At 36.4% G+C, this 21,427-nt stretch carries 19 protein-coding genes and 1 pseudogene; 11 read left to right on the plus strand and 9 right to left on the minus strand.

What is annotated here, in order from left to right; all coding sequences use genetic code 11:
- Positions 1–5 precede the first annotated feature (5 nt).
- Genes tuaB through tuaH form a run of 8 tightly spaced genes read left to right on the plus strand, consistent with a single transcriptional unit; the run spans position 6 to position 9,100 of the window.
- Positions 6–1,466 (plus strand): teichuronic acid biosynthesis protein TuaB, encoded by a 1,461-nt coding sequence (gene tuaB, locus QF028_RS10295; RefSeq protein ID WP_429465137.1) that lies wholly within the window; start codon positions 6–8, stop codon positions 1,464–1,466.
- On the plus strand, positions 1,466–2,659 hold the full coding sequence (gene tuaC / locus QF028_RS10300; protein ID WP_429465139.1) for a teichuronic acid biosynthesis protein TuaC: 1,194 nt from the start codon (positions 1,466–1,468) through the stop codon (positions 2,657–2,659). The genes tuaB and tuaC overlap by 1 nt, the downstream gene beginning before the upstream one ends.
- 41 nt (positions 2,660–2,700) lie before the next feature.
- Positions 2,701–4,035, plus strand: coding sequence for a UDP-glucose 6-dehydrogenase TuaD (gene tuaD / locus QF028_RS10305; RefSeq protein WP_429465141.1), 1,335 nt, complete (start codon positions 2,701–2,703; stop codon positions 4,033–4,035).
- 11 nt (positions 4,036–4,046) lie between these two features.
- Positions 4,047–4,979, plus strand: a complete 933-nt coding sequence (locus tag QF028_RS10310; protein ID WP_429465143.1) for an NAD-dependent epimerase/dehydratase family protein — start codon at positions 4,047–4,049, stop codon at positions 4,977–4,979.
- A gap of 32 nt (positions 4,980–5,011) precedes the next feature.
- Positions 5,012–6,454: a teichuronic acid biosynthesis protein TuaE gene (gene tuaE / locus QF028_RS10315; RefSeq protein ID WP_429472267.1), complete on the plus strand. Its 1,443-nt coding sequence runs from the start codon at positions 5,012–5,014 to the stop codon at positions 6,452–6,454.
- Between the two features lie 14 nt (positions 6,455–6,468).
- Positions 6,469–7,155 carry a hypothetical protein gene (locus tag QF028_RS10320; protein WP_429465145.1) on the plus strand — a complete coding sequence of 229 codons (687 nt, stop codon included), beginning with the start codon at positions 6,469–6,471 and terminating at the stop codon, positions 7,153–7,155.
- Positions 7,156–7,169: 14 nt separating this feature from the next.
- The gene (gene tuaG / locus QF028_RS10325; protein ID WP_429465147.1) at positions 7,170–7,928 is read left to right on the plus strand and encodes a teichuronic acid biosynthesis protein TuaG; all 759 of its coding nucleotides are present in this window, start codon (positions 7,170–7,172) and stop codon (positions 7,926–7,928) included.
- Positions 7,929–7,933: 5 nt separating this feature from the next.
- Complete coding sequence (gene tuaH, locus QF028_RS10330) at positions 7,934–9,100, plus strand: teichuronic acid biosynthesis protein TuaH (RefSeq protein ID WP_429465149.1); 1,167 nt, start codon at positions 7,934–7,936, stop codon at positions 9,098–9,100.
- A gap of 681 nt (positions 9,101–9,781) precedes the next feature.
- Here the strand turns inward: tuaH and QF028_RS10335 are convergent.
- Entirely contained in the window at positions 9,782–10,453 is a 672-nt protein-coding gene (locus QF028_RS10335; RefSeq protein WP_429465151.1) for a DUF2642 domain-containing protein, read from the minus strand.
- Positions 10,454–10,478: 25 nt separating this feature from the next.
- Positions 10,479–11,831 carry an arsenic transporter gene (locus QF028_RS10340; RefSeq protein ID WP_429465153.1) on the minus strand — a complete coding sequence of 451 codons (1,353 nt, stop codon included), beginning with the start codon at positions 11,829–11,831 and terminating at the stop codon, positions 10,479–10,481.
- 461 nt (positions 11,832–12,292) lie between these two features.
- Here QF028_RS10340 and QF028_RS10345 point away from each other — a divergent pair.
- A pseudogene (locus tag QF028_RS10345) lies at positions 12,293–12,615 on the plus strand (YmaF family protein).
- 306 nt (positions 12,616–12,921) lie between these two features.
- On the plus strand, positions 12,922–13,854 hold the full coding sequence (locus tag QF028_RS10350; RefSeq protein ID WP_429465155.1) for a metal ABC transporter substrate-binding protein: 933 nt from the start codon (positions 12,922–12,924) through the stop codon (positions 13,852–13,854).
- Positions 13,855–13,912: 58 nt separating this feature from the next.
- Here QF028_RS10350 and QF028_RS10355 read toward each other — a convergent pair whose 3' ends face one another.
- From QF028_RS10355 to QF028_RS10365, 3 genes are all read right to left on the minus strand, one after another.
- Positions 13,913–14,761, minus strand: coding sequence for a TIGR03943 family putative permease subunit (locus tag QF028_RS10355; protein ID WP_369446724.1), 849 nt, complete (start codon positions 14,759–14,761; stop codon positions 13,913–13,915).
- A gap of 12 nt (positions 14,762–14,773) precedes the next feature.
- Entirely contained in the window at positions 14,774–15,661 is an 888-nt protein-coding gene (locus QF028_RS10360) for a permease (RefSeq protein WP_429465158.1), read from the minus strand.
- 230 nt (positions 15,662–15,891) lie between these two features.
- Positions 15,892–16,518, minus strand: coding sequence for a metal-dependent hydrolase (locus QF028_RS10365; protein WP_429465160.1), 627 nt, complete (start codon positions 16,516–16,518; stop codon positions 15,892–15,894).
- Between the two features lie 278 nt (positions 16,519–16,796).
- On the opposite strand from QF028_RS10365, the gene QF028_RS10370 reads away from it, so the two are divergent.
- Positions 16,797–17,126 (plus strand): DnaJ family domain-containing protein, encoded by a 330-nt coding sequence (locus QF028_RS10370; RefSeq protein ID WP_429472269.1) that lies wholly within the window; start codon positions 16,797–16,799, stop codon positions 17,124–17,126.
- A gap of 81 nt (positions 17,127–17,207) precedes the next feature.
- On the opposite strand, the gene QF028_RS10375 is transcribed toward QF028_RS10370, so the two are convergent.
- The 4 genes from QF028_RS10375 to QF028_RS10390 form a co-directional block, all read right to left on the minus strand.
- Positions 17,208–17,771 (minus strand): YitT family protein, encoded by a 564-nt coding sequence (locus QF028_RS10375; RefSeq protein WP_429465162.1) that lies wholly within the window; start codon positions 17,769–17,771, stop codon positions 17,208–17,210.
- A gap of 131 nt (positions 17,772–17,902) precedes the next feature.
- Complete coding sequence (locus tag QF028_RS10380) at positions 17,903–18,229, minus strand: hypothetical protein (RefSeq protein ID WP_215004221.1); 327 nt, start codon at positions 18,227–18,229, stop codon at positions 17,903–17,905.
- 71 nt (positions 18,230–18,300) lie between these two features.
- On the minus strand, positions 18,301–19,473 hold the full coding sequence (locus QF028_RS10385) for an MFS transporter (protein ID WP_429465164.1): 1,173 nt from the start codon (positions 19,471–19,473) through the stop codon (positions 18,301–18,303).
- Positions 19,474–19,788: 315 nt separating this feature from the next.
- The gene (locus QF028_RS10390; protein WP_429465166.1) at positions 19,789–21,426 is read right to left on the minus strand and encodes a PhnE/PtxC family ABC transporter permease; all 1,638 of its coding nucleotides are present in this window, start codon (positions 21,424–21,426) and stop codon (positions 19,789–19,791) included.
- Position 21,427 lies beyond the last annotated feature (1 nt).

Genomic DNA, 21,427 nt, shown 5'->3' on the forward strand with positions numbered 1-21,427 from the left:
AGCAAATGACAGTCATAAGAAGCCAACTACATAAAGGAGTAAAGTGGACTGGGATTTCTACACTTATAATTACAGCCATCCAAGTCATCCAGTTTGCATTACTTGGAAAATTAATGAGCCTATCCGAATTCGGGCTGGTAGGAATGATTACCACGATTGTAGTGTTTGCTCAGATATTGCTTGATCTTGGTTTTGGTTCAGCTGTCATTCAAAAAGAAGAGGTTACGGCTCGTGTCTTGTCAACTCTGTTTTGGCTAAATGTAATAGTAGGAATCGGGTTGTTTCTGATCTTATTCCTCTTTAGCCCTCTGATTGCTTTGTACTTTCAGCGAAGTGAATTAGTCGAACTTATACGAATTTTGGCCGTGATGTTTTTAATCTCTCCGGTTGGGCAGCAATGCCAGTATCTGTTGCAAAAAGATTTACGTTTTAATTTACTGGGGGAGATTGAAGTAGGGACTACGTTATTTTCCTTTTTAACATTGGTGATTCTTATACTTACCATTAGTCCGATTTATGCCTTTGTTATTTCACAAGTCGTGCTGAATTCATTAAAAGGCATTCTTTATTTTATGTGTTATCAAAAGAAATGGCGGCCCTCATTAATATTTGATTTGTCGGAATGCAAGGAATACATGTCGTTTGGGGCATACCAATTAGCCTCACGGTTAGTCAATCGAATTGGCTCCAACCTTGATGTCATATTAATCGGACGATTTATGGGTGCAGAGGCACTTGGTATATATAATCTTGCCTATCAAATTGTAACGATTCCGGTCTTAAAGATTAATCCGATTATTACCAGAGTTGCTTTTCCGGTTTTTTCGAAAAGTCACCAAAATCCAGTTTTATTAACAGATGGATTCTTACATATGACCAAGCTATTGAGTCTAGTTTCCTTTCCCATCTTGATGGGTCTCACAGCGGTGTCTAATGTGTTTATTTTAACTATTTTTGGAGAGAAATGGCTGGACGCCGTTCCAGTTGTGCAAATCATGGCAGTCGTAGGCATTCTTAGGGTTTTAATGAATCCAAATGGATCAGTTATTTTAGCAAAAGGGAAAGCAAATATAGCTTTTTATTGGGATGCTGGGGTTCTCATTCTGTATGGTGCTTCTTTATGGCTAGCTGTCATGTCGAATAAATTGGAAGTTGTAGCCTGGACCTATGCAGGAGTAAGCCTGGTGAACTTCTTAATAGGAAGATGGTTATTAAACTGGTTGATTCAACTCCGTTTTCGGCAATATCTGAAAACTATTTCGATACCATTTCTATTATCTTTGCTCATAACTATAATCGCTTTTTGTCTGAAAGTGGTTTCTATTTATTATTTTTCTCAGACCAGCATTTGGCCACTTATTTTTTCAGTAGGCATAAGTGGGGTTGTCTATATTTTTCTACTGTATAAGATGTATCCCCCTTTTTTCTTAAGAATCATAAAAAAACAAATAAGAGGGCAAACATAATGAAGATTTTATGGATTACAAGTGTATATCCTAGTGACAAGAAACCTGGTCTTGGTGTTTTTCATGAAACTCAAGTTCAAGCATTAATCCGGTTAGGTGTAGAGGTTACAGTGATTTGTCCTGTGCCGCGTCATCCAACTTTGATCAAATATGTAAAAAAACAATACCGTGTTAATAACGAGATTCCAGTTAAGTATGTGCGAAAAGGAGTGACGGTCTACCGTCCGCCATATTTAGCACTTCCGGGCCAACTTAGATGGGCCCAGCCGGATAAACGTATCGCTGCCACCATCTTAAAAACAATGTCTGATTATGACATAGAGCCAGATTTAATTCACGCACATTTTGCGATGCCGTCTGGAGGGGCAGCGAGAATTGTTGCCGAACAAAAAAAGCTGCCGTGGATTTTAACGTTACATGGCAGTGATGTAAATATTTATCCAAATTTTAGTGCAGGTGCAAAAAAAGCATTTGAACATACTGTACAGGCTGCAAATCTGGTATTGGCAGTGGGTGAGAGCCTAAGGATTAGAGCAAAGGAGCTAGCAGGCAGAGATAGCATGGTACTCCCCATAGGTGTTGATTTATCACGATTTCAACCTGCAGATGAAACTAAAATGGAAATTAGAAGACGCCTTCAACTCCCTAAGGAAAAGAAGATTGTAGCTTTTATCGGAAGGTTAACACAAGAAAAAGGAGTTTTTGAACTGGCTTATTCACTTCAATGGCTTCCTAATGATGTAGCTATTGTATTTGTTGGAGATGGACCAGCTAAAGATAAATTAAGGCAGCATTCCGATTTTAATAGAAGACTGTTCTTAACAGGGCAAGTTGAAAATGAAAGAGTAAGTGATTATTTGTTTGCTAGTGATGTGTTTGCTCTCCCATCTTATACAGAAGGGATGCCAACCGTTGTCATTGAAGCATTAGCCCTGAAGATGCCTGTGATTTGTACTGAAGTGGGAAGTGTTCCGGAATTATTTGGTGAACATCGTTCGCTATTAATCGAAAGTAAATCGGTATCAAGCTTAGTAAATCGAATAAACGGTATTTTAAATAGAAATCTTTTTACCCCGCAGGTTCAGCATGAACTATATGAAAATATCAAAAAAAACTATCATGTTGATCACAATGCGGTTTTGCTTAAAGCTGTCTATAAGCGGACGATAGAATCCATTTATTCAACTATATAGTCTTTTCTGCAAGTAATTAAGAACTGGAAGGATTGATAAGGATGAAAAAAATAGCTGTTATAGGAACTGGATATGTTGGTCTCGTTTCTGGTACATGTTTTGCTGATTCAGGAAACCAAGTTACTTGTTGTGATATTGATGAATTGAAAATAAATGATCTCAAACAGGGGATCATGCCAATTTATGAGCCTGGATTAAAAGAGTTGGTCCACAAAAATGTTCGGAAAGGAACACTAAAATTTAGCGCTAATATTAGTCAGGAGATACAGGATGCTGAGGTTATATTAATTGCGGTTGGGACCCCAATGACATCATCAGGTAAAGCTGACTTAACCTATATAAAACAAGTCGCTAAATCGATTGGTGAAAATTTAAATGGTTACAAAGTAATTGTCACAAAAAGTACCGTGCCCGTTGGCACTGGAAAATTAATAGAATCTGTGATTAGAAAATATGGCAAAGGAAAACATCCTTTTGACGTTGTCTCCAATCCTGAATTTTTAAGAGAAGGTACTGCTATTAAGGATACGATGAATATGGAGCGCGCAGTAATTGGAGCCACAAGCGAAAAAGCTTATCAAATTATTGCGGAAATTCATCAGCCCTTTACAGCAAATATAGTGAAAGCCTCATTAGAAACAGCTGAAATCATTAAATATGCTGCCAATGCATTTTTGGCGACAAAGATTTCATTTATCAATGATATAGCCAACATTTGTGAACGCGTTGGTGCTGACGTTACAAAAGTGTCCCAAGGCATTGGTTTAGATAGCCGGATTGGCAATAAATTTTTACAAGCCGGTGTTGGATTTGGTGGATCCTGCTTTCCAAAAGATACGGCTGCCCTTCTGCACATTGCCGAGGATTGTGGGTACGATTTCAAATTAATCAAGGCTGTAATTGATACAAACGAAGGGCAAAGGGTACAGCTGGTGAAAAAATTGTTACGTGCATTAGGTTCTTTAAAAGGGAAAACCATTAGTGTTTTAGGATTAGCATTTAAACCAGATACCGATGATATTCGGTCTTCTCCGGCACTGGATATTATTCCTTACTTAACAGAGCAGGGGGCAATCGTTAAGGCATATGATCCGATCGCGATTGTAGAAGCAAAAAAACAGATCGGTTATCAGTGCACCTATTCAGAGGATATATATGAAACTATCAATGATTCAGATGCATGTATGATCTTAACAGACTGGATGGACGTAAAAAAATTGGATTTACCATTAGTCAAACAATTAATGAAGCAGCCTCTGATTGTTGATGGCCGGAATCTTTTTGATTTAGAGATGATGAAAGGTCTTGGATTTACGTACCTTTCGATTGGGAGACCAGCCATTCAATCGGAATCAGTCATATCAAAGGTAATATAGGAGGGTTTTTGATGAGTAAAGTGATTGTCACAGGAGGCGCAGGGTTTATTGGCTCCCATATAGTAGAGGAATTGCTTCGAAAGGATTTCAAAGTTTCGGTTATTGATAATTTTTCAACTGGTCGACGAGAAAACATCGAGCACTTACCTATTGAAGTCATTAATTACGACATTACCGATCCAAGTGTAATTGAATTAATTGTTTCCCTTTGTCCAGATTATATTATCCATCAAGCAGCCCAAGTAAGTGTGGCAGAGTCTGTCAGGGACATTCTATTTGATGAAAAAGTAAACATTAGGGGATCTCTTCATATTATTAATGCTGCGATTAAAGCAAAGGTGAAGAGAGTTGTTTTTGCTTCATCCGCGGCTGTGTATGGAAATCCTGTTGCATTGCCTGTCACCATTTCTCACCCAACACAGCCGGAATCACCATATGGACTTACAAAGTTATCTGTTGAAAAGTATTTAAAATTGGCTTGTAAACTGTATCAACTGCCATATAGTATTTTGCGATACAGCAATGTATACGGACCAAGACAAGACGCAAAGGGTGAAGGGGGAGTTGTAGCTATTTTTTCAAATCAACTAACCGAAAATAGAACACCCGTTATATATGGGGATGGAGAGCAAACAAGAGATTTTATTTTTGTTAAAGATGTGGCAGCTGCAAATGTAAAAGCACTTAATGCAAAGGAAAATATTTGTGTTCATGTGGCATCTGGATCACGCATTTCCATCAATAAACTGTTTGAAACGATGAAAAAAACTGCTGGTTCGAATCTGCAACCAATCTATAAACAAGACCGCCCAGGCGATATTCGGCATAGTATTCTTTCCAATGAAGAAACAAAAACATTACTAAATTGGGAGCCGTCTATCAACCTATACGAAGGGTTACAGGAGACACTCCAGTTCTCAAAGGATAAACAATTGCTATCTTAAATGGTTAGTTTGAAAAAGGAGAAGGAAGTTTGATGCAAAGTAATCCTCTAGTTAAACAAGCAACAGGTGTGTCAGCTTTTCTCTTAGTAGGATTTGCCATCACCTATTCACTTGTTGAAATGCAGATTGAAATGATGATTTTTCTTGGGTTATGGGCGATTCTCGTCTTAACTTTTTTAATAAAAATCAACGTTATTAGTAAACCGCAATTTCCTAGCGTTATGTACTTACTAGTCATGACAACATTTTTGAATCAATCTGTTTTAAACATTCATGTTGGATTTTTTAGTTTATTTTTGTATCGGTTGGTACTGATTGCAGCAGTTACTCTCTTTTTGGTTCATGTTATGAAAGAAAGGAATCTTCCTCAAATTTGGAATCAAGTAAATGTAAAAGGTGTTCTGCTTTTTCTACTGTTTTGGATGGCTTATGGCGCGGTTTCACTGCTTTGGGCAAAATCGGTTATAGAGGGAATTAAGTCGTTAATTCTTTTGGGTATGGGAATATCGTTTATCTTTTTGGCCGTCTTTACATTCAGGAAAATGATCAACTTGTACCTGTTTTATGGAATTTGGATGTTTATGACAGTCATTTTAATGGTGATTGGATTAATCAATCATTTAGCACATATCCAGCTGCCTACGTCGACATTGTATGGTGCCCCAGAGTATAAGCTGTCATATCCAACATCTGTTTTCTTTAATCAAAATGATTTTGCCACATTTCTTACAATATCATTCTTTTTTTATCTATCTTTTACAAAAAATAGTAAACATGTATTTTTGAAAACAACCAGCTTACTTTTTGCAATTATTTGTGTATATCTCATTTATTTGACGGATTCACGGGCTAGCTTGCTTGGAGTCATGATTGGCTTAATCGTTTATATGTTTATCCTTCTTCCGAGATATCTAAAGAGAATAGCAGCTATTATTGGTTCAGCAGTGTTTCTATTGGGTGCGATCGTATTTTTCGCCAAGTTAGACGACTTGTTTAGCGCTTCGACTTTTAGTACTAGTAATGAAATGCTTTCATCTAATGTAGCGAGATTAAATTTACTGAGGAATACCCTTCACTTCTCATTAGATACCTTCGGATTTGGGGTTGGGGCTGGCAATATCCCATTCTATTTAAAAAACGAGTCAATCTATGCAACAAATCATGTTGTAGAGGTGCATAATTGGCTTGCTGAAATAATGGGTAACTTTGGGATTTTTATTTTGCTAGGTTATATAACTATGTATGCCTATCTTTTCATAAGACTCTACAAATTTTATAAAGTTGGAAGCAACAGGAACCAAAAGGAGTTACTTGAAGCATGTATGATGGGGCTTATTGGATTCGCTGTTTCAAGTATCAGTCCGAGCTCAGTTAGTAATCTATTTTTTCATTGGGTATTTCTAGGTTTAGTGATTTCTACGGTTTCTGTGCTTAAGGACAAGAAAAATCAACATCATGAAGAAAATTCCTACTAAGGAGCAAGGTTTACATGGGACATATGATTCAAAGTTTAAAAGAAAGAATGAACAAATACTTCCTAATATTATTAGCAACTACGATTTTGCTGGGCGTAATCGGATGGCTTCTTCCCGTAGGACATGAGAAATCAAATTATACATTAGAAGCATCGTTAACCTTAGGAAACTATAATAATCCAGAGTTAAATGATCCTAAACGTGTCATCAGTTTATTAACAACCGCCCCTTTTTATGAAGAACATCTGAAATCTCTATGGGAAGAAAAGTTTGAGGAAATTAGTACGAATTTACATGTGACGGCAGGAACGAATAACATGATTAATCTTTCGTATTCAGATGAATCAGAGGAAAGCACAGCCCAGGTTCTTAACGAGATTACAAGTGCCTTTATGGCCATCGATCAAGATATGTTCCAAGAAAAACAGAAAATCATTCAAGAATCTATTGATGGAATAACGAATGAAAAAGTAGGACCTGAGGCAAAAGTAGACCAGCACCGTTTCTTATATGAACTTAAGACGGCTCAATATGACATAAAACCTGCTGCATTATTAAAACCTGCTGATATTAATGCAATAAATACTGAAAATAGAGCCTTCAACTCAAAGGAAAGAGCAGTATTAGGGATTTTATTGGGCGTAACATTAAGCTTTTTATGGATCGTTTTCCCCGTCATTTTCCGGGAACAGTCATTTTAATAGGAGGTATTTTTATGAGTCCACCGCAGCCACTGATCTCAATTATAACACCTTCATACAATGCCAGTTTGTTTATCGAACATACAATCACTTCTGTAAGAAAGCAAACCTATCAAAACTGGGAAATGGTTATTGTAGATGATTGTTCTACTGACGATACACCAAATAAATTAAAATTCTATGAAAAAATAGATGAAAGAATACATGTTATTTATTTAAATCAGAATGGTGGGGCTGCTGTTGCAAGAAACATTGCTTTGCAGCATGCAAAGGGCAGATTTGTGGCATTTCTTGATAGTGATGATTGCTGGAAACCAGAAAAATTGGAAAAACAGCTTAATTTTATGCAAACAAACGATTATGCTTTTACGTTTACTGGCTACGAAATTGTATCAAATGAAGGAGTACAATTAAACAAACGGATAGAAGCTCCCAAGCAGGTTTCGTACAATGATATGTTAAAGAATACTATAATAGGATGTTTGACAGTAATGATCGATCGAAGCATTGTCGGTCAAATACAAATGCCTAATATACGAACACGACAGGATTTAGCCACCTGGCTGGCCATTTTAAAAAAGGGCATAAATGCATACGGGTTAAATGAAAATTTGGCCGAGTACCGGATAGGAAATCCTTCCATTTCGAGAAACAAGTGGAAAGCTGCAAAAATGAATTGGTTTGTGTATCGCAAGGTAGAAAAGCTAAACCTTATAAAAGCATTTTGGTGTTTCTCTCATTATGCCTTACATGCGGTTGTTAAAAGGATCTAGAAGGGATGGGACAAATGAAGAGCATACATATCATTGTGGCAACAGGTGAGTGGGATCAAGATCAACTTCGGTATCGTAGACATCGGCTTGCAGAATATTTGCAAAATCATCCTGAAACAAAGGAAGTAATCTGGTTATGTCCAACACCAAACCAAAAAGAAAAGCACAATAAAAGATTGTCAAATGGAATAGATCAATGGACCATCCAAGATTTGTTTCCACAAAAAGTGTTTCGGTTTGGCCGCTATATCGATGCATTTCATAAAATTAAATTGCAGCCATTACTAACATATTTAAAAAAAGCTAAGGAAAGGTATACTGTTAATCTATGGTATACCTTTCCTGGATTCCCAACACTTTCTAACCTCTTTTCTTGGAATAAAGTGGTTTATGATTGCAGTGATTTATGGACCTCTCCTATCAATGGGAAAAACTCTATCCTAGCCAATTTTAGAAAAAATATCATATCAAGGGCAGAAGAGCGGATTATTAAAAGGGCAGATGTGATTTTTTGTACCTCTGAATATTTACGTACAAGAATCATAGAAAAGTTAGGTGCTGAAGAAAAGGTGTTTACCTTTGAAAATGGGGTGGAATTTGATAGGTTTGCAAACTATCCTACACAAATGGATCATATTCTACCTGATCATTTTGACGGAACGGTTTTAGGCTTTATCGGGGGAATTAAACCTAAGCTGGATTTTGATTTGATCCAGGAAGTAGCACAAAAAAAGCGTGAGTGGCTTTTTCTTTTTGTGGGTCCAGATGGTACCAATGATCATCCTAAATTTAAAAATTTATTAACTGAGAAGAATGTTTTATGGACTGGAAGTGTCGCTCCTTCCGAGGTTCCAAAATATATGAACTTAATTGATATTGGAATTATGCCCTACAAGTCATCTCAGTATAACCAAGCGGTCTTTCCATTAAAGTTATTTGAATTTCTAGCAGCGGGGAAGTCTGTAATTGGCATGCATTTGCCATCTACTCAAAAATATGCTGAGCAGTCTGTATATTCTCTTTTAGATACAAATGATTCTAGCCAATTTATCAGTGCATGTGAACATTTAGAAAGCATCAAAAATCACGAAAACTATATCCTTAGACGTAAGACACTTGCTAAAACAAAAAATTGGAACGAAGTATTTGAGGTTATGTTCCAATTAGTTTAGATTAGAACAAACCTAGTTTTTTTCATTATGGGAGACCCACAAGGGTTTCCTTATTTTATGTGTTTATTAGTCAGTTGGAAATGTAGAGAGTCTACATAGGTACAGGTGCGTAATTTTAGGGGAAGGACATGAAATGTTTAGATAACTTTGTGGATAAGTAGATGGATAATGATTGGGTGTAGCAATCAATGTTTATTCGATTTTGTTTTGAAGAAAGAGTAATAAAAAATTCTTATAAAGGCAACCGAGATATATAATAGGAACAGAAAATTTAGAAAACTATACATGCAACTTCCTCCTAGTCAGAAAATGTACTTATAAGAAGAACTATTGAATAGGTATTGCTATAGTTACATTTTATGCTGTTAATACGAAGAGATAATGGATTCCATGTTAATCTTTTGTAAAGTATTGAGAATCTTGTTTAACAGTGGGTTTAATGTGGTAAATGAAAATTTTTTCTCCTTTGAACAAAAATAATCGAAAAACCATATGCTATTAATAGGTGGTAAACCAAAAAGAAGACCGTGGCCGATGGACACGGTCTAAAATACAACTCAAGCAGTGAATGAGTAATCCAACCTCGTCGGCCAAAACAGGGTGGATTATTCTTTTTGTTTTTTTTTGCTCATGTGAAAAGCACCTTTCTTTTAATTTGGTTAAAGAGTTTTACCATTGGAATTACGGTAATTGAATGGTTTTGATATGCTCCAAGTTCCGAAAAAGCTTTTCCCCTTTAGCTGTTATCAGTATCATTTTGTTATTTTGAATCTTTTGGAGTAAGCCGATTTTTTCCTCATTGTATCCACCATCAATGATAATTAATTGATTTTCCAATTTTTTTAACTGCTCTTCAAAAGATCTAGCCAATGTAGGATATACGGGTTTTAGAGGTAGATTTTGATTTTCTAATGAATAAGGCGTTGTATTTGGTGGATACGGGATTAGCCATTTTACATGGTTCATTGAAATATACATTTTTTTGTAAGCAGGAGAGTGGAAGACAAAATAATCATTCATAATGCTAGTTAAATAGCCATGAATGGATTTATTTCCTGTTACATAAACCTCAACGAACAAACCTTTCGCACTAGTTAATATTTTACGATAGGAGATTGAATCGGAAGTAATTGGTTTTTCTGAAGGAGGATCGTAAAAAGTTTCTTCCTGAATTAATATTTCTTTCAATTGTTGAATGTGGACAAATGGGATATATAGGAATGTATTATTCCTGCCATCGTATATTACGACTATATCTAACCCGGCATCTATAAGAATTCCCCTGTGAAAACTTCCCCCGGAAATTTCAACCTCAATATATTTATCTCTTAAATCTAATAGTTCTATATTCATTTTATTTCTCCTTTTTTCAATTGTATTATCCTTGAAGTGTTCCACCAAAAAGCCATGAAACCCAATAATAAAGAACAACTAGGGTAAACAATGTCGCTGGCGGGATAACAACTATAGTGACTTTGATATATTGCCACCAACTGATCATTACTTTTCCTTTCCTTACGATATGCATCCACATTAGCGTAGCCAGCGTTCCCATTGGAAGTAGTAATGATCCCATGTCACTGCCAATAACGTTGGCAAGATAGGCAATCTTTAAGGATAATAAATCTAGGTTCATATTCGTTAACGTGAGTGTTCCAACCATTAAAGCAGGGTGATTATTAAATATGTTTGAAAGTACCGAGAGCAGGACGCCCATTAACACACTTGCATGGAGAAGGCTCCCAGAAACCATTGGACGCATAAATTGGATCAACCAGTCTGTTAGACCGATATTATTGAGGCCGTAAATAATCACATACATACTAAAAGCGAAAACAATTATATACCACGGCGTTTTTTTCAGCATATCGGTTGGCGGTATCTTTAAATAAGCCCATCTCCATCCTAAAAGGACAAGTGAACCAATAACAGCCATAAGCGAGACTGGAATGGACAAAAACGAAGCGACAAAGAGGATGACACGGACAGCAAATACAAATAGTAGGACGTTGCGCATAAACCTTGAACGTTCCTCCTCAGAACCATGTTTCATGGAACTGGGCTTAAGTGGGTGGTAAGAAGGGAGGGACAAACCCGTTACCTTAGTAGGGACAGTTTTCGGTAAGACTTTTTTGAAGCGAAGGAACAAGAGCCATGTTAGCAGTAGTAAACCAAGCGTTGCAGGAACAAACATCATCGCCGTATGCAAATACAAACTCATATGGACGATTTTTAGAGCGATTAGATTGACAATATTACTTACACCAATTGGAGCACTTGATGCTGTTGCAATTAAAGCACCAGAAAGTAAATACGGGATTTTTTGATGGTTTTTCAAGCCCATATTGTTTAATAACATGACTAAAATCGGAGTGGTGATTAAAATACTCCCGTCGTTATTAAAAAAGAGTGTCATGAGAAAACATAAGAGATTGACATACCAGAATAATCTAATGCCTGACCCATTTGCTTTTTCTGCAAGCTTTTCTGCTACCCAGTTAAAGAATCCAAAACTCTCTAAGACGATGGCCATTACAATCGTTGCTATAATAGTAATTGCAGCACCGCTTATCGTTTCCGCAATAATACCGAGGTCAGATAATGTAACACTACCGCTTAGTAGGACAACAATCGCACCAATCGTAGCAGGTATCGCTTCATTAATACCCCTGGGTCTCCAAAGAATAAATCCTAGGGTAAGCAAAAAAGATACTATAGTTAACCAAACCATTGAATAATATTTCTCCTTTCGGAAGCTAGTATTTCATGATGTAATCATGAGACGACCTTACCTCCTCCTTATGCAATCCGCACATGTCCCCCCCTTCCATCTATCCCTCTTGTGTTTTTGTACTGTATGTATATGTATAACAACTAAGACAGGCTTTAGGTTTGTACCTGTTTTTCCATAATTCCGCTGAAGTCTAAAAAATAAAACCTTGTTTTTGGCTGTCCAAAACATATTCCTACTATTAAGTAAATATCATTAGTAATAAAGCAGCAAAGGAGGTTTATCAAAAATATCAGCCTCAACTTCCTGGTCAAGTAAATATCGACCAGTTTAATCAGATGTTAATTGCTCCAGAATCATTCGCAGCAAGATCTGAATCGGAACCAAGCAACTATTTGTCTATCGTGTACAAAATCTATAAAACAACGAAATTAGACCAAAAAATGAACTGAGGTGAGGAAGTGAGTAAGGTAAGTAAAGATGATTTTGTTCAGGGGTTTGTGCCGAACCATAATCATGGTTCGGTTGATTATACTTCTGTGGATGCAGGTCATGTCCATCAGTGTTTAGATGTTACTTCGCCGCCAATCCAGACTCAGGATCAAAACCATATTCATTATACAGAGGGATAAGCCATACCCATTATTATAAGGCATATTCCGGTCAAGCTATTCCCGTAGGTAATGGCATGCATGTACATCATTATGATTTTTATACTTCAGAAAATGATGGGCATAAGCACCATATAAGAGGTGTGGACCAACCTGCACCTGGAAATAAATAAAAATCACTGGAAATTTTTTATAATTAATTATTCACAACAAAAAAAGAGACAGTGAGTCTCTTTTTTTTGTGTTTAATCAATCTTCACTCCAACAATGATACTCATCATTGGAACATAAAGCTGATCATTAATATTTATTATCTTTGACTTTAACATGTCATTGACATAAATAAAAAATCGGTATAAGATACAATTCGTAACAATTACGATTTGTTAAATCTAATAAACTAATATTATATGGAATAATCATTCGTTTTAAATCGTAATAATTCCTAATTAAAGACTATTATGGAGGGAAATAAAATCATGAAAAGACTAATATGCCCTATAATTATTTTTCTTATGGTGATAAGCGGCTGTTCCAATGCCGTTCAGACAAAAGGAGAAAAAGGTAGTGAGCGAACAAAAAAATTACAAATTGTCACCACGTTTTATCCAATGTATTATTTTACCCAAAAAGTGGCTGGCAGTTCAGCGAATGTTGAACTATTAATACCGAACGGTGCAGAACCACATGATTGGGAGCCAACAGCAAAGGATATGGCTAAAATTCAAGATGCAGATCTGTTTATCTACAATAGTCGATACTTTGAAAGCTGGACTGAAAAAGTATTAAAGAGTATTAATGATTCCAGTTTAACTGTTGTAGAAGCTTCAAAGGGGATTAAATTGATGAATGCATTAGAATCAGAGGAGGAACATCATTCTGATCATGCAGCTTCAAAAGACCCACATGTCTGGCTTTCTCCCGTGTTAGCCCAGCAGGAGGTCGACACTATTGCTAAGGCTATAGAAAAGCTAGATCCAAATAATAAAAATCAGTATGAAAAGAATGCAGAGAATTTTAAATCCCAACTTGCTGATTTAGATCACTTGTACAAGGAGACAATTGATCAGGCGAAGAAAAAAGAATTTGTAACACAACATGCCGCATTTGGATATTTAGCAAAACAATACGGGTTAACTCAAATTCCGATAGCTGGATTATCCCCAGATGTAGAACCAACCCTAGGAAAATTGAAAGAATTAGCAGAAGTAACGAAGAAGAAAAATGTAAAGGTTATTTATTTTGAGGGACTTACTTCTTCTAAAGTGGCTCAGACGTTAGCTAATGAAATAGGTGCTAAAACTGAAGTTTTAAATCCATTAGAAGGATTAACTAAAGAAGAGCAAGAAAAAGGTTTAGACTTTATAGATGTTATGAAAAACAATCTTGAGGCACTAAAACTATCATTTTAAAAATATAAATAATAAATGACCTATTCATCTGTGGAATAGGTCATTTTTCGTTAATAAATTAATATCCCCTAAAAACATACTCTTCTTTAGGAGCAGAAGTAGTCGACCAATCTTCTACCTTTAAATAGGGAATGTTGGTTTTAAAGGGCTGATAATAGATTGTTGATATTTTTCCTTTTACAGTTACCCATTCATCGTTTTTAAATTTCTTGCCATCAGGCATTTCAACTAACATTCCAAAGACACCTGAATCTGCAATACAATGGATCACACCAAAGCGGAACACAAATATCTGGTTCTTATTTATGGTTTCTGAATCATTAAAAACAAAACCTTTAAACTCGATTTCTTTTCCAAGAAAATCACCAGGGAAGTTATAAATAGTTTCCATACCTTTTAAATAATTCTTATCATTCAAAACAATCGTTTCTTTATTTACATACTTTTTCTTTTCCTTTTTCATTAACACATCATAATCATCTTTGCCATAATACACACTCGTATCTGGACGTAAAAATTGCTGTTGCATAAAGGAATCGCCTTTTCCTTCATCGTAAATGGGAAAATGAAATCCTTTTGCTTTTACAATATTTGAATCAAGTGTGGCAATTGGAAAAAATAATCCTGAAATAATTGGAAAGGCGAAAATTGGATATATGAAAACTTTTTTATACCATTTATTCTCTTTTGAATGATTATGCCCACAATGATCATGATCACAGCCAGCATCTTTTGACTCGCCTTTACTGAGCATAAAGATTTGGACAATCGTTAATACAAGTAATGCATAACCAGCAGTTGCAGAAAGATAAGAATATTTCATGTTGATATATTTATTAATATCCCCTGTAAGATGCATTTGAAAGATTAAATAAGTAAAACCAATTAATATTAAGCTTCTTATCATAGTTCCCACTCCTTAAAACAACAAAGAGTATACAAATACAACAGCGAAAACGGTAGAAACAATCATAAAAACTAGCCGCTTTTTAAACGTTGCAAGCATCATCATTAAATTTTTTATATCCACCATTGGCCCAAACACAAGAAACGCTAATAATGAACCAGTTGAAAATGTCGTTCTAAAAGATGAAGCGATAAATGCATCTGCTTCGGAGCAAAGAGAAAGAATAAAAGAGAGAGTCATCATCACGATGGAAGATGATGCTTGTCCCTGACCAATTGAAACAAGAGTCGATGTCTTAATATATGTTTGAACGGCTGCGGCAATTAGTGACCCGATAATTAAATATTTACCCATTGAGAAAAATTCTTCAACTGCATGTTCCAAGGTCTGCCAGATCTTTTTGAAAAATGGGGTCGATTTTCCATCAGAATGGTGAATATGGAAATGCTCTTTAAAAGGGCTCCCTTTATATCGAAAAGCGATCAAAATTCCTACTACAATAGCTACAATGATTGCTCCTAACGCACGGTATAACGGCATCTTCCAGTCACTGCCGAATGCAATAAAAGTTGCAAACAAGACAACAGGATTGATGATCGGTGCTGTCAGCATAAAGGCGATTCCCGCAGAGATTGGCACTCCTTTTGAGACTAGCCTACTGACGATTGGAACAATCCCACATTCACAAGAAGGAAATAAAATACCTAAGAAACTTGCAAAGATTACAGCTAATACTTTATTTTTTGGCATGATTTTTGCAATCATTTCTTCGGTAACAAATATTTGAATGATCCCTGAAATAAGTACGCCTAAAGTTACGAATGGCAGGGCTTCAATTAAGATCGAAATAAAAATGGTATTCATCTGTAAAAAAGATTGCGGTAAGGATATACCAAACATCGTAGTCCTCCTATAGTCAAGACTCATGGAAACTACTATACTCTCATCCTATTTATTAGTCCAACGAAAAATCTGGAATAAGTTATATTTATTACCCATGCGTTATTTAAGTACTAAAAAAGGTCAACCATAAATATCTGGCTGACACCATGAAAGGCAAGGGTACTTACTTCAAAATATAATCATTACTAAATAACCTGATGTACGAAAAAAAATTTATTGCTACTTTATTAAATTTCTTTCGATGAAACAGGTAAAAAAAGCTTAATCCCTCGTTTATTGAAGGGTAAGATTTTAAAATCTGCAATCAAATGACTTATGTATCCAGCAAGGCAGGTGTAGAAAACTCCGTCAATTCCTAGGGATCTTTCTAATTTGGAAGCAATAATCCCGAAGAAAACAACCCCTAATATGGAATGGGTATAGCTTCGGTGTGAAACTAGAGACGCGATTAAAATATAAATCCCAAGCAGTATTAACCAAATTTCTGTTAAGGAGAATCCGCCTGCAATTACACCGATTCCTGTGATCGTTAACATGTGCTTTTGCTTGATCAATGAGGCTGCAATCATCAACCCTATTCCGATCCCTAAACCAATCCACTTCTCTCTAGTAGTTCCTTCATAAAAACTATAAAAGACCATCAGTATTCCAATTAACAGTGCCACTATCCGAATCACCTTATGAGATAAGGTGATTTTACCCCGAAGCTTCCCGTCTATGTCGAGATCGGGGATTAAGCCTGAAATACCACCTAATCCGATTAGAAAGAGTGTGGTTGAAGGGGAGGTATGGAAAGTGTTCGCAACTATAAAACCTGTTGCTGCACCTATTGCTGCATGTGCCGTTCCGTTCACTTTTATTTCACCTCTATATGTTATTTATGGTATTTTACAAAACACCACAACATATTTAATATACTATAAAACATTTGTTCTGTTTAGAGGGAAGTTAAATTTGTTTTAAGCAAAATATATTTTGATTAGAGTTTTTTTATAAATCAGATAAAAATCGAATCATGTTGTAGTTTGTTTTGTCATTCCGTATAACATTTACATAGGGTAAAATAAAAATAAAAAGGGGGACTTGTCATGGACCTATTTTCAAGAATGGCAGAAGATAAAATAAAGAAGCAATAAAAAATAAGGAGTTTGAAAATCTACCTGGAATGGGAAAACCATTGGATTTAAGTGATGAACTGCCAGGGATGAGCGCTGAAATAAAAATGAGCTACCGCATGCTTAAGAATGCTGGGTACATTTCAGATCAAGTTGATTTAAGAAAAGAATTGATCACCTTAAATGATTTAATCTCTGTTGCAACCGATGACGAAGAAATCGCTAGGTTGCAAGAAAAATTAACGCGCAAACAGCTGCAGTTTGAAAAAGTAATGGAACATAGAAGAAAAAATACAAATGTACGATTTGGCAGTTACGCGGAAAAAATATACGGAAAGATGAAATGAAAAGATTATGACAAAGTTGATAAAAAAATAACTTCAATCTCAAATAACATACCAACTTAACTTCTGAAAAATGAACTTACCCTAATCTGCATCACTTTTATAATTTTTTACCAGTAATGATGTGATGAATCCAAAAGAAAGAATAGTTAGTATTGAATAGAAGAAACTTTGTGATCCGAGCACTTTAAACCCCGATAATAAGACTAAACCATCGACAATCAAGATAATGATTCCGATATTAAAAGAAAAGGATTTCGCTAAGAAATGAGCTAACAATTCAGTACCTCCTGTGCTTGTCTGATAGCGAAGCATTAATCCAACACCAAGTCCGCCTAGTGTTCCACCGAATATTGCACTAATAATAATAGGAAGTGGAAAATGTTTTTGTAAAGGAGCCAGTAAATCAATAAAAAATGAGGAAACCATTAGACCATGAAAGCTACTGTAAAAGTAGTCCCGTTCTCGGAACCATGCATATATACACAGAGGCAAACTAAATAATATTACACATAAGCCCGTTTGAAAATCAAAGTAATAATGGAGAATGAGTGATAAGCCGATGATCCCGCCATCTAGTAAATGATGAGGGATTAAAAATGCATTAACCCCAATACCTATTAATAGGCTCCCAATTAAAATAGCCATTAACTTTTGCAGGATACCTCACCTTGCCTTATTCCATTTGTTTGAGTATTTACTTTTACTAAACCTATATCCACGGATTTGGAAAAGCGATAAATCTTCTCAACAATAAAGACCGCTGACATTAGCGGTCTTTATTGTTGAGCATCATCCCAATATTGCAGCGTATCAATTTTTCCAGTAGGCTCACTTTTTAGTACATTTCCATCTTTGTCTTTATAAACCTCATACTCCTGGTATGTTTCTACGATATAGCCATCCACTTTTTCGATTTTCTCTAGTTTTTCCTCCAAAACGGGAACATCGCTTGAAGGCTTAACTTCTACAGGCTGTGCCATCACAGGTTGATCGGCTGAATAAGCATAATCTTTATTAATAAATGAGTAGGGTGAATCAAGATAAGCTGCAAAACCTAAGGTTACCAATAGGAGACAAATACTTATAAAGGTTTTTAATTTCATAAACTAGGCTCCTTTTTACTTACATCCTCGTAACCCATTTTATGCATGTCCTAAAAACATATTCCAATTGATTAGTTTTGAATCTTTGTTATTTTCACGGTAGCGATCTGTGGGCGAAAAAGGAGAAATAGGATAAATGCAGCAATTGAAATAATCGCACCTGAGATATAAGGGAGGCCTATTGCCATCGAAAACAGCCATCCACCGAGTGGCGGCCCAATAATCCTGCCAAGAGAATCAAAGGATGATAAAAGCCCAGTTGAACTTCCATAACCTGCCGTAGACGTCTTCGTAATTAGTGAAGAAACACTAGGACGAATTACGCCATTTCCTAGTCCAAAAATAGTTAAATAAATGGCTGCAGTTGCAAAACTATTTACTAATAAAATCAAACCAAATCCAAGCGCTGAAACAATGATTCCGCACTGAATTACAACCTTTTCACCGTATTTCTTGGTCAATCTACCGACCAGACCACCTTGGACGATCGCACTTGCAAACCCCATGATCATAAAAATGTATCCAAGTTGAGTGGAGCCCAAATCTGCCTTTTTAGCAGCAAAGTAGGCAAACGTTGCTTCCAAACCAGAAAGTGATAAGGAAATTAATAATTGCACCAAATATAATACGGTAACAGTACCACTAAACGCCTTCCCGAAAGAGGGTTTTTCTTTGCTAACCGATTCTTTTTTCTGTTTTGATTCTTTTAGCAAAATAAAAACAAGAATAAAGGTGATGAACGAAGATCCACAAGCAAGATAAAAGGGCATATTAAGGCTGAATTTCGAAAATATCCCACCTATTGCCGGACCAAAAACAAAGCCTAAGCCCGTTGCTGCACCAACAATCCCCATTCCTTTGCCGCGATTTTCTTCCGTGGTAATATCTGCAACATATGCCATGGCTGTTGGCATATTTGCAGAGGAAAGAATGCCGCCAATAATTCTTGCTGCAAATAACATCCAAAGCTCCGTAGACAATGCTTGAATTAGAAAAGAGAGACCAAGTCCTGCAATTCCAATCATCATGACTGGTTTCCGCCCAATTCGGTCGGAAACTTTCCCCCATATCGGAGCGAAAATGAGCTGCATGAGCGAATAAACTGCCATTAATAATCCTAATTCAGTTGGATTCGCCCCAATTTCTTCAGCATAGAAAGGTAAAACTGGAATGATAATTCCAAATCCCACCATCACCAAAAACATAACTATAAATAAAATCGGTAAAGCGGACTTAGATTGCAAAGAATTTTCACTCCTTGATGACTATTTAAGTCGGTGATAGTACTAACTTTCTTCCTATTGATAGGATAATGGAAACGGTGGCAAGAAAACAAGTATCTTCATCAATTATTTCCTTTGATGGGAATAGTATGCAGATATGCTTGATAATGTCTGCTAACATGGATTATATCAGATACTTAGGAGTTTGATAGCCATTAGCTAGCAGTGGATATCAAACGGATAACATAGATTAAAACTAAAAGAACACTGTTCCTTTCGAAGGAACAGTGTTCTTTTAATTATGGATACCATTGAATAGTTCTTTGCGCGAGCATCTTATTTAACTGCCTTTCTCGTGCTTTCTGATGCAAAATCAGCAATGACGACGAGAATCATATAACAAAGAAGTAACAGGGTGATTTCAGTATATTGGAAATAACTCATCGCGAGCTTAAACTTCATACCAAGGCCGCCTGCACCGACAAAACCAACAACAATCGTTGTCCTCATAATGACTTCCCAACGATATAAAATATAGGTAAGAAATCTAGGTAAGACACTTGGCAAGATCCCGTAGATGAAGATCTGGATTTTGGAGGCACCTGCAGATGCTAAATTACGGATTGGTCGAGGGTCCATATCCTCAATTACCTCAGCCCAAAGCTTACCGAGTATCCCAAAGTTATGGAGTGCAAGTGCGATTGCTCCTGGCAATAACCCTGGTTTAAAAATAAAAATAATCAACATTGCCCAAACCAACTCAGGAACGGCACGTGAAAAGATATAAGTGATCCGTACGAATCCATAAAGAATCCAATTATACCATCTCTTTGATGAAGTTAAACTTCCATTTGCTATATTTCTAGCTGCTGGAATAACAGTTAAAAAGGCAGCAACCGTCGAAAATCCAATGGCCATGATACTCATTTCCAGTGTTTCAAGAGTGAGCTTTAATGCGGCAGACCAGCTTTCACCGTTTAGGAAAGCAGGATGCCTATCATTTAAACCTATTAGGCTGCCAAAAAACTTCTTCGCATATTCGATATTTTTATCCGACAGTAATTCAAATAACTTAGTATTCTCACCTATGGTAATAAATACCCAAGAACCGATGATTAATAGCATGGTGAATAGGGTGGACCGCCATCCAGTACTGAATCCGTTCCGACGTTTTCGTTCTGTCAATCCTTTTCTAACATAATTACTCCATATATCCACGAACAACACGAGAGCAATCAGGAAAAAAACATATGCCCATACTTGATCATATTTCAAATCAGCGAGCGATAATTGAATTTGATAGCCTAAGCCGCCGAGGCCGATAAAACTCATAATGGCAGAAGAACGAATTGCACATTCAAATCGATACATGGTATAGCTGATCATATCTGCCCAAATCAATGGAAGATAGCCATAAATAAGGATTTGAAGTCTTGAGGCACCGGTAGATTTTAATGCTGTGATGGGCTCCTCCGGTACATCATTTAACATATCAGCAAAAATACGGCCAAGAATTCCTCCATATGGAATAGCAAGAGCAAATATAGCCGCATAAGGGGAAAGACCTACAGCAGCAACAAAAAGCCATGCCCATATTAACTCATGAATCGAACGAGTAAACCCTAAAACTCCCCTAAAAATTACTTTAGATGTTAAACGAGCAACCCTGCTTGAGGTTAATGTTCCAGATGCAAGAATCCCTACAATCAGAGCATAAACTACAGCAAGAGACATTCCAGCAACAGCATAAGCTAGTGTAATCCAAGCAGATTCGAGACCTTTGATCAATACTTCTGGTGATAAATCAGGTTGAATTAGGCCTTCAAATATTTGCAGTATCGTCGGAATTCCGCCTGCATGGAAAAGGTCGTCATTCCATTGAATCGAAAATAAGCTCCATACGAAAACTGCCATCAATAGTAATGTAAGTATTAGGCGATTATACCTACCCAATTCTGATTTCCGTCTCAACATC

The sequence above is a fragment of the Neobacillus sp. B4I6 genome (assembly GCF_050434045.1).
Lineage (GTDB): Bacteria > Bacillota > Bacilli > Bacillales > Cytobacillaceae > Neobacillus.